Source organism: Peribacillus acanthi, assembly GCF_003073175.1.
GTDB classification, from domain to species: Bacteria; Bacillota; Bacilli; order Bacillales; family DSM-1321; genus Bacillus_BN; species Bacillus_BN acanthi.
In genome coordinates, this window is record NZ_QBBX01000004.1 from 136,543 (window position 1) to 143,478 (window position 6,936).

Sequence of the window (6,936 nt, forward strand, 5' to 3'; positions counted from 1 at the left end):
TATAACACAAATCATTTTGTTTTTCTTATTAAAAATGATCCCGCTAATAAAAAAGTTGGAATTGAAGCCATTCCTCCAATCAGAAGCCAATCTCTCATGGCTATTGGCACCGTATGGAATACTCCTTGTAGAGGAGGATAATAAATTACAACAAGCATTAATAGCAAGGACGATATAACAGCCCAAACTAGATATTTATTTCCAAATGGGTTTCTAGAGAAAATAGATTTTTCACTTCGACAATCAAACACATGAATAAGCTGTGCTAAAACTAGTGTAGCAAAGGCCACCGTTTGTGCATAAGCCAATTGATCCGGATTCGATTTATAGACGGTGATGAATGCAAGAATGGTTGATAATCCAATTAGGAAACCTCTTGAGATGATTTTCCATCCTAGACCTCTTGCAAAAACCCCTTCTTTTGGATGACGTGGTCCTCTTTTCATGACATTATCCTCTGGTTGGTCCAATCCAAGTGCCATTGCTGGTAGTCCATCTGTCACTAAGTTTACCCAAAGTATCTGTATCGGCACAAGCGGTAAAGGAAGTGCCATAATCATGGCAAAGAACATTACTAGAATTTCACCCACATTGGATGCAAGCAAATAGCGAATGAATTTTCGAATATTTTCATATATATTTCGCCCTTCTTTAATCGCTGACTTTATCGTTGCAAAATTATCATCTAACAAAATCAACGAGGAAGCTTCTTTTGCTACATCAGTACCTGTGATTCCCATAGCGATTCCAATATCCGCTGATTTTATTGCGGGTGCGTCATTCACTCCATCACCAGTCATCGCTACAATATGTCCTTTATTTTGTAATGCTTTTACAATCTTTAATTTGTGCTCTGGAGAAACCCTTGCAAAAACACTCACGTCCTCCACGATATCTTCTAAATCACTGACATCCATATCAGCGAGCATTTTTCCTTCAATTACTTTTTCTTTTCCACGCAAAATACCTAACTGACTAGCAATCGCTTTTGCGGTAATGGCATGATCGCCTGTTATCATCACGGTTTTTATTCCAGCATCCCGACACTCTTTAACAGCTTGCTTCACCTCTGGTCTAGGTGGATCAATCATCCCTTGTAATCCAATAAAGATTAAATTATTCTCAGCATCTTGCTCATCAAGAATCACTGTATTCCCCGATAGTGGTTTATAAGCAATGGCTATGGTTCTTAAAGCCTGTTCTGCCAACCCATCAATGGCACTTTGAACAGTCTTTTTCATTTCACCGGTTAAGTACTGAAGTTTATCTCCCCAAAGGATAGATTCAGTTTTCGAAACTAGAACATCTGGCGCTCCTTTTGTCACAACAAACTGGCGGCCGTTTTGATCCTTAACTATGATACTCATCATCTTTCTCGTCGAATCAAACGGAAACTCTTTGATGATTTCAAACCTATCTTGAAGTGAACGGCGTGTGATACCAGCTTTTAAAGCAGCAATCGCTAAAGCACCTTCAGTAGGGTCGCCATCAATAACGACTTTTCCTTCTCTTTCTATAACTTCAGCGTGGTTACAAAGTAAACCAAACGTTAAAATTTGTTGAAGTGTTTTATTGTTGGATGGTGAAATTTCCTCTTCGCCTCTTAAAAATGTACCATCTGTTTCATTGCCACTACCGGTCACTGACCATGTTTGTCCACCATTCCAAATATGGGTCACCGTCATTTTATTTTGCGTCATCGTCCCCGTCTTATCAGAACAAATGACCGACGCACATCCTAACGTTTCAACAGCAGGAAGCTTCCTTACAATAGCATTTTGTTTAATCATCCTTTGAACACCTAGAGATAACGCAACTGTTACGATGGCCGGTAGCCCTTCAGGAATGGCCGCTACAGCTAAAGAAACCCCAGCAAGTACCATTGTATATAAATCGTTCCCTTGAAATACCCCAATGATCACGACTAATGCAGTTAATAATAATGCAGTTGTAATTAAGATTTTACCAAGTTGCTCCAATCTATGTTGTAGTGGGGTTGTCGTGGTTTGAGCGGTTTGTAGCATATCTGCAATTTTCCCCATTGCCGTGCCCATTCCAGTCGAGATGACAATCCCTACCCCATGCCCTCGTGTAACCATCGTTCCCATGAAGGCCATGTTTTCCTCATCACCGATGCTGTCTACTTGCTGATGGTTAGGTGAAGCATATTTCGTTACAGGCACAGATTCCCCCGTTAAGGCAGACTCTTCTATTTCAAGACTATTCGCTTCAATAATACGTAAATCGGCTCCAATCCGGTCACCACTAGAAAAACGGATGACGTCTCCGAGTACCAACTCCTTAGAAGGGATCTTTTGCCATTCTCCATCCCTAAGCGCAAACACTTGTGGTGCAGCCATTTCCTTTAATGCATCAAGGGATTTTTCCGCTTTTCTTTCTTGAAAAAAACCTAAAAATCCATTCACAATGACAATAGCGATAATAGCAATCGCATCTATGTATTCTCCAAGCAGACCAGAAATCAAAGTTGCTGCCAATAGTACAAGAACCATAAAGTCCTTGAACTGTGCAAAGAATAATAGAAGTGCCGATTGCTTCTCGCCTTCATGAAGCTCATTGTATCCATACTCTTTTAATCTTCTTTGGACTTCCTTTTTCTCCAACCCAAGTCTTTTACTCGTCTGGAGCGATTGCTCAATTTCCTCCGTTTTCATGCCACGGAAATGATTGTCCTGCATGTCCCTTCCCTCTCCCATCTTTAGAAAACTTGACTAGCACTAAGCTAAATGCCCAGCGATTGCCTAGTTGCACTAATACTATCTTCTTGCTTGAGGCTCAAACGGTATTTATCATCTAAATTGCCACAAGAATTTTTTTCAGATAGTGCAAAAAGAGTTGTCCCTCTCCCATCATGCATATTCAGACTCGTCCATAAAAATGCTATACTTATTAAGAAAAGCGGAATGCGCCTTATTTGAGCCTTTGACGCTCACTATGTATAATAGATTTCACTTAATTTGAATTAGAAAAGGAAGAACACTTTATGTCTTTTGATGGACTTTTTACTAAAGCAATGGTTGAAGAATTATCTACTAACCTAAAAGGTGGAAGGATTAGTAAAATTAATCAACCTTTTAAAAATGAATTATTAATGGTAGTACGAGCAAATGGTAAGAACCATAAATTATTGATTTCAGCTCACCCAAGTTATGCAAGAATACAGCTGACAAATGAAACACCTGACAATCCAAAAGAACCTCCAATGTTTTGTATGTTGCTTCGTAAACATCTCGAAGGGTACATAATTGAAGATATTGTTCAAAAGGAATTAGACCGTATCATCGTCTTTGAAATAAAAGGCCGAAATGAAATTGGGGATGTTTCATTCAAACAACTTATTGTGGAAATCATGGGAAGACACAGCAATATCATTTTAGTAGACAAAGAAAGACAAATGATTCTGGATAGCATTAAGCACGTTTCCTATGCGGTAAACAGTTTTCGCGCAATTCTTCCTGGCCAAGCTTATAAATATCCCCCAGAACAAGAAAAACAGAATCCTTTAACAGTTGAAAAAGAAGATGTTTTACGGAAAATTGATTTTAATGCAGGTAAATTGGACAAGCAACTCGTTCACCACTTCGCTGGTGTTTCTCCCATACTTGCAAAGGAAGTTATTTTCCGTTCTGGTTTAGCCAACCGCGAAACTGTGCCTCAAGCTTTCATTAACATAATAAAAGATGTGAAATCTTCAGCTTTTGTCCCTTCTATAATGGAGCATGCTGGAAAAGAATATTTCTACTTCCTGTCCCTGAATCAATTTAATGGTTCAATTAAGACTTACCAGTCACTTAGTGAATTGCTAGATCGATATTATTTTGGCAAAGCTGATCGTGATCGTATTAAACAACAGGCTCAAGATTTGGAACGATTCATCCAAAATGAAAAAGAAAAAAATGAAAAGAAAATCGGCAAACTTGAAAAGACACTAGAAGAAAGCAAGAATGCTGAACTACTTCAACTATACGGTGAACTAATCACTGCAAATATGTATCAGCTTCAAAAAGGGATGAAGGAGGTTACATTAGTCAATTATTATGAAGAAGACGAAACGTATGTAACCATACCTTTGGACCCTCAAAAAGGCCCATCTGACAATGCACAGAAATATTTTACTCGTTATCAAAAATCGAAAAATTCGATTGATATTGTTAAAGAACAAATAAAAATTGCACAAGAGGAAGTTATTTATTTTGATGCATTGTTACAGCAACTTGATTCTGCTTCCCCTCGAGACATTGAAGAAATCCGTGAAGAGCTGACTGAAGGCGGTTATATAAAACAACGTCAAAGGAAAGGTCCTAAGAAAAATATCAATTTGAAACCTCAACTTGAAAAATATGTTTCAAGTACTGGTGACGAAATTCTTGTAGGGAAAAATAATAAACAGAATGAATATTTAACAAATAAACTAGCTAATCGTGATGAGATTTGGTTCCATACGAAGGACATTCCTGGATCACATGTTGTCATTAGAAATGAATCTCCTAGTAATGAATCGATTAAAGAAGCCGCCATGTTGGCTGCTTATTTCAGTAAAGCCAAAGAATCTAGTTCAGTTCCTGTCGATTACACAAAGATTCGCCATGTAAAAAAACCAAATGGATCTAAACCTGGTTTTGTCATATATGATAATCAACAGACCGTTTATGTAACTCCAAATCCCGATTTAGTAAGAGCTTTAAAGAATTAAAAGTAATAAAAGGACAATCCCGAAAAGCAATGCTTTAGTGGATTGTCCTTTTACTTTGCTAGCGTCTCTCGGAATGATTTCATAAAATTAAATATTTTTAATTTGATTTCTACACATTATTTACATTCGTTTTTATTGCGCTATGGGGAAGTACGGCATGAACCCCTTTCGCTCCATTTACGATTTGTGTTATTCTTAAATCGACCACAACACTTGCTAGTGCAGTTGCTTCAGCTTTATTTACTCGATACTGCTCTTGAATCAACTCTACCATAGCTTCAAGTGCGTGTTCTGTTGCAACATTTAAATCCTCATCAAAACCGAAAGTAATCCATCCGTTAGGGGTGTAAGCTCGAGGATATTTAATAGACAATTCTTCATGTATAAACAAGGTAAGATCCACAAAATCCATTGGACATTCTATCGCTTGTCCAGATACTTCCCCATCTCCTTGTGCTGCATGTCCATCCCCAGCTGTAAATAAAGCTCCTTCAACAGCGATTGGTAAAAATAAACGACTACCTTCCACAAGCTCTTTGCAATCAATGTTTCCTCCACAGTATCTTGGTGGTATTGTTGAATGCACTCCTTCTTCACAAGGCGTTGTACCTAGTAGTCCTAGGAATGGTTTGACCTCTACTTCGAAATTTACCCCTTCAATTTCACATTCAGCTATATTATGAATCTTCCAATTTAATGTCACTTCATGATCATCTGATATTCCCAGTCGGTCATTTACCCAACTACTTCTTCCACCTGCACAATTCCAACCATATGTACCAGCTCTCAACTTGTTTATCACTACTTCAAGTGTCATCCCTGGCCTTGCGTTTTTAATAGCTATAGGTCCTATTATAGGATGACCCCAGCGTCCTTCTTGTTCCCTTGATTGAAACTGTATTCTATTCCCATTTGATTGATTGTATCCCCAACCTATATCCGGTGTACTAAAATGAATGGTATCTCCGCTTTCTATCATAATTATTGGTTTGTAATCTCTACTAAAAGAAGCTTGTAAGTTTGCATTTTCAAGTTTAATAATGTGGGTTTTAGACATTTTTTGACCTCTTTTTCATTATTTGTTACTTATAACAATAAATTACCAAATTATATGGGTTGTTCCTAGAAAATTTTGTATAAAAAAGGGATGACCATTTGTGATCATCCCTTCTAATTTTTCTATTTTACTTCGCTAACTGCATCTTCCATCGCCATCCAGCTTTCATCTGATGGATTTAGGCGCCACTTCGTAAGTTTTTCAATATCCTGATCAGTTATGTAGCCTTTTTCCTCCGCAACTTCAATCAACGTAGAGTAATTGGATAGCGAATGATTAATGATACCTGACTCATTTAGCATTTCTTTTCCTTTTTGGAGTTCATAAGTGAAGATACTTACGACACCTAATACTTCACAACCAGCTTCTTTAAGCGCTTCTACCGCTGTAATGGCACTACCACCTGTTGAAATTAAGTCCTCAACTACCACCACTTTTTGCCCAACCAAAGCCTTGCCTTCAATCTGGTTTCCTTTCCCATGTCCTTTCGCTTTTGAGCGAACATAGCACATAGGTAGTTCCATCAAATCACTGACCCATGCTGCATGTGGAATACCTGCAGTTGCTGTACCCGCAATTACTTCGACTTCAGGAAAGTTCGTTTCAATAAGTTCTTGCAAACCCTTTGCAATCGTTTTTCGTACATTAGGATAGGAAAGTGTTAGACGATTATCACAATAGATAGGAGATTTAATACCAGAGGACCAAGTAAATGGGTCGTTTGGTTGAAGAAAAACAGCCTTAATGTTCAATAATTGTTCTGCAATGATTTTTTTCATATTGTAACACCCTCCCATAAATTTCGAATTTCTTGATAGGATTCAAGTGGTGAAATACTATTTGTAATCGATCTGCCTACTACGATGGCATTAGTACCTAGCAATCTAGCTTCCTCTGGTGTTGCAATACGCTTTTGATCATTAGCATGATCAGAAGCTAGGCGGATGCCTGGAGTTACTGTAATGAAATCAGTACCTAATAATTCATGGATGCTTTTCACTTCATGTGTCGAGCAAACTACTCCATCCAGACCCGCTTCTTTTGCAAGAGTGGCATAGTGAAGGACTGATTGCCCCAATGTACATTCGATCTGTTGTTCTATTTGCATTTGTTTTTCAGAGGTGCTGGTTAATTGAGTGACTGCAATTAATTGTGGTCTGGATTT

5 protein-coding genes are annotated in these 6,936 nt (G+C 38.1%); 1 reads left to right on the forward strand and 4 read right to left on the reverse strand.

Annotated features, from left to right (window positions below; all coding sequences use genetic code 11):
• Positions 1 to 11: 11 nt before the first annotated feature.
• Complete coding sequence (locus DBX25_RS05380; RefSeq protein ID WP_240620159.1) at positions 12 to 2,699, reverse strand: calcium-translocating P-type ATPase, SERCA-type; 2,688 nt, start codon at positions 2,697 to 2,699, stop codon at positions 12 to 14.
• 305 nt (positions 2,700 to 3,004) lie between these two features.
• Between DBX25_RS05380 and DBX25_RS05385 the strand changes: the two genes are divergently transcribed.
• Positions 3,005 to 4,714, forward strand: coding sequence for an Rqc2 family fibronectin-binding protein (locus DBX25_RS05385; protein WP_108669755.1), 1,710 nt, complete (start codon positions 3,005 to 3,007; stop codon positions 4,712 to 4,714).
• Positions 4,715 to 4,823: 109 nt separating this feature from the next.
• On the opposite strand, the gene DBX25_RS05390 is transcribed toward DBX25_RS05385, so the two are convergent.
• The 3 genes from DBX25_RS05390 to pyrF form a co-directional block, all read right to left on the reverse strand.
• Entirely contained in the window at positions 4,824 to 5,771 is a 948-nt protein-coding gene (locus DBX25_RS05390) for an acetamidase/formamidase family protein (RefSeq protein WP_108669756.1), read from the reverse strand.
• Positions 5,772 to 5,893: 122 nt separating this feature from the next.
• Positions 5,894 to 6,550 (reverse strand): orotate phosphoribosyltransferase, encoded by a 657-nt coding sequence (gene pyrE, locus DBX25_RS05395; protein WP_108669757.1) that lies wholly within the window; start codon positions 6,548 to 6,550, stop codon positions 5,894 to 5,896.
• Positions 6,547 to 6,936 (reverse strand): orotidine-5'-phosphate decarboxylase (pyrF, locus tag DBX25_RS21160; protein WP_240620160.1); only part of this gene is annotated, 390 nt, incomplete at its 5' end. The genes pyrF and pyrE, both read right to left, overlap by 4 nt.

Excerpts from the sequence above, each read along its gene's own strand:
- DBX25_RS05390 (WP_108669756.1), bottom strand. The coding sequence starts at position 5,771 with ATGTCTAAAACCCACATTATTAAACTTGAAAATGCAAACTTACAAGCT.
- pyrE (WP_108669757.1), bottom strand. The coding sequence starts at position 6,550 with ATGAAAAAAATCATTGCAGAACAATTATTGAACATTAAGGCTGTTTTT.
- DBX25_RS05385 (WP_108669755.1), top strand. The coding sequence starts at position 3,005 with ATGTCTTTTGATGGACTTTTTACTAAAGCAATGGTTGAAGAATTATCT.
- DBX25_RS05380 (WP_240620159.1), bottom strand. The coding sequence starts at position 2,699 with ATGCAGGACAATCATTTCCGTGGCATGAAAACGGAGGAAATTGAGCAA.